Genomic DNA, 2,851 nt, shown 5'->3' on the forward strand with positions numbered 1-2,851 from the left:
TTCCGTCGAGCCCTGCCACGGGTGCTCGAGGTCTACCAGCGCTTCGAGCATGGCGGCTCCGATGACGTCGAGGTCCGCGACACCGGGCCCACACAGGATGCACACGAGCTGATCAGCACCGGACGGGTCTAGGGGGGTGACCGCCGGAGGCGACGGCGTCCCACGACCGGCTCGTCGAGCCCCGCCCACACGACAGCGGAGTCGTGGCGTTCGCGCCTGCCCGAGCGCGCGATGAGCGTCGCCGTTCGTCGGCCGCACCACCAACCAACGCTGCCCTGAGCGGGGCCACCACGCCGGCATCGCGGCTCGTGCTGGTCGAAAACAGCCGACCACGTCGCGCGCACCATGCGGTGCCGTAGCGGAAATGCCTGTCAGTCCCCGCCTCGCGTGCCGTCTGCTCGCTGTACGCCTCGGTCGACGGTCCGTTGGCAATGGCCTTCGCACCTCGCCACGGGCGGACGTGGAGCAATGGGGTCTTTGCGCGTCCTGACGGCGCCCTATGGCGTACGATCTGGCCACGACCAACACCGGCGCATCGATCGACGAGGCGGACGATCGCGCGCCGCAGGCCCCAGCCGCGGCCTGCGGCGGCTCCGCCGCCGAACCGCCCCTGCCCTCCGTCGCGACCCGGCGTGCCGAGATTCAGGCCTTCATGCGCGAGATCCCCATGCTTGACCCGCGCCCGGCTGCTGCGATGCTCGGCCACGACAATTTCGGGCTCCCCAACTGAGCGGTACGCTCCCCGGGAGTTCGGCCTCGCGTGGCCTCGTGTGGGACGCTCGGCCGCCCCGAAACCGTGCCTGAAGTGCTCGGCAAGGCTCCGACCGCCGGACGCCGTTTCCGAACTCCGATTTCGGACACTCATCCGACCTCCGATGTCCGATGGGCGGATTGATCGGATCGACCGGATTGGTCGGAGGTCGGAAGTCGGATCAATGCCGGAGGTCCGAGATCGGAAACCGCGTCCCGAATTCGGAGGTCGGAGGGGTGTGCGGCCGATGTTACCCGCACCGCGAGTCCGACTGCCGACCGCCGAACGCGGTTTCCGAACTCCGATTTCGGCCATGCATCCGACCCCTTTCCGCTTCTTCAGGTCCGCGAGGTACGCGCCGTAGTTCCCCTCGGACGACCGATACGATCAGAGCGGTTGTGATCTTCAGAGGGGAAATCACGCGTGACAGGCCTTCCATCGTGCCGATGTGACAAAGAATGTGACAAAACGCTCAGGGTTTCGGGCGGGGAGGGACGATCGGATCATGGCTTCAGCGCATCAACGGGAGCCACGATCAGCTTGCCGGTCGCAGAGAATTGAAACTGGCGGCGCCCGCGTTTCTCTGGGGCTCTCTTCACGCGATCAAGCAAACGCTTCAAGGCGAGTGTGGGGCCCACCCGGGATGACCACGTGACTCTTCCTCCGAATCGACGCATGCAGTTCGGTGGTGGCGGCGAATCGAGGACGTTCGAGATCGAAAGCGCTGTAATCGCTGCCTCACCGAGCTGCTGCACACGAGCGCCAAGTTCAACATCATCCTCCGGCAGCAACGGAACGATGGCTTTCAGCGTCTCGACGATGTCCTCGGATACATGAAGCAGTGAATCAACCTTGTGCTCCCACACAGCCCAGTCGCGAATACGCTGCTCCTCGGCCTCCAGCAGCGAGTTCATCAGTCCGCAGCCGTCGACCAGCCAATCGGTCGAAAGCCCGTGACCCTTGACGACATTGAACGCGCCCTCGTTGTCGCGCCTGCGGATGTGGGAATGAACGTGGATCGCAAGATCCTGTTCGAGTTCTTCGCGTGATCTACTCGCCGTCCACGGAACGACACTCTCGCCCCCGCGGCCCATGAGCAGCCAGTCGGCAGAGACGCCCGTCCGCTCGCATATCTGACTGAGCAAGCTCGCGCCTGGCATCTGCTCTCCCGCGAGCCACTCAGAGACACGAGCCTGTTGAATTCCGCAGTGCCTTGCGAAGGCTGCCGCGCTATCGAAGCCGCGAACAAGCAGCCGGAGCCGATCTTGGAACGCTCGATTGGGGGCGTCCTTTGATGCGGACTTTGCTCGTTTTCGGACGCTCGCCGATGACTTTCGTGTGCTTCGGTTTTCCGTAGGCATGGCTTCGGAAATACTCGGAACCACCCGGATGCGCAACGACAATGGCCAACGCAGCTTGCTTCCGTCCTAGCAAACGGAGCGACGAGATGCAGCTACCAGCGCGACCTCACGGTGTCGACGGGCGTATGTGGATCACGGGGATCTTCGTGATCCGACTCCCGCGAATCCTCATGGCGCTTGCCGTGCTTGTGAGCACCTGCCATCCACATGAGCGGGATTGTCTGAGCGGTCGCGGTGCGCCCGGAGCATCGCCCAGAGGTGGCGGGCGGCGGCAGACAGCCTGTTGCACATCGTTACTCGATGAGGGCACGTCGCCGGCGGTGGTTGCGACCGTGACGCGCACGAAGGTAGCGGTTGTACGATAACACCTTATATTTACGCTATAAGAATCGATTCAGAGGGTTATTGATGCGAAAAGCACAACTTATCGAACAGACTCCCAAGGCGCTGGTACAGCGCACCGGCGAGCGCGCCAAGGCCCGCCGCCTCGCGCTTGGACTCACACGCGAGGTCCTGGCGGAGCGGGCCGGCGTCTCAGTCGACACACTCCGGCGCTTCGAGAGCACGGGGCAGATCGCGTTCGAGCGGTTGGTGCGCATCGCGGTGGCGCTGAACGTCTCGCCGAGCCTCGACGATCTCTTCCCGGCGGTCACGGTCGAGAGGCTGGAGGATCTCGAGCGCGCCGCCCCTGCCCGGCAGCGCGGCGTACGTCGCGATGCGAGCGCGGCCGTTCGCGCCA

3 protein-coding genes are annotated in these 2,851 nt (G+C 64.7%); 2 read left to right on the forward strand and 1 reads right to left on the reverse strand.

Going from position 1 to position 2,851, the window contains the following annotated elements:
• Positions 1–499 precede the first annotated feature (499 nt).
• Entirely contained in the window at positions 500–730 is a 231-nt protein-coding gene (locus ACIRA7_RS16380; protein ID WP_396221900.1) for a hypothetical protein, read from the forward strand.
• Between the two features lie 524 nt (positions 731–1,254).
• Here the strand turns inward: ACIRA7_RS16380 and ACIRA7_RS16385 are convergent.
• Positions 1,255–2,112, reverse strand: coding sequence for a helix-turn-helix domain-containing protein (locus tag ACIRA7_RS16385; protein ID WP_396221901.1), 858 nt, complete (start codon positions 2,110–2,112; stop codon positions 1,255–1,257).
• Positions 2,113–2,520: 408 nt separating this feature from the next.
• Between ACIRA7_RS16385 and ACIRA7_RS16390 the strand changes: the two genes are divergently transcribed.
• Positions 2,521–2,851: helix-turn-helix domain-containing protein (locus tag ACIRA7_RS16390; RefSeq protein WP_396221902.1), on the forward strand; the 331-nt coding region annotated here is incomplete at its 3' end.

Source organism: Gemmatimonas sp. (assembly GCF_044376735.1).
Lineage (GTDB): Bacteria > Gemmatimonadota > Gemmatimonadetes > Gemmatimonadales > Gemmatimonadaceae > Gemmatimonas.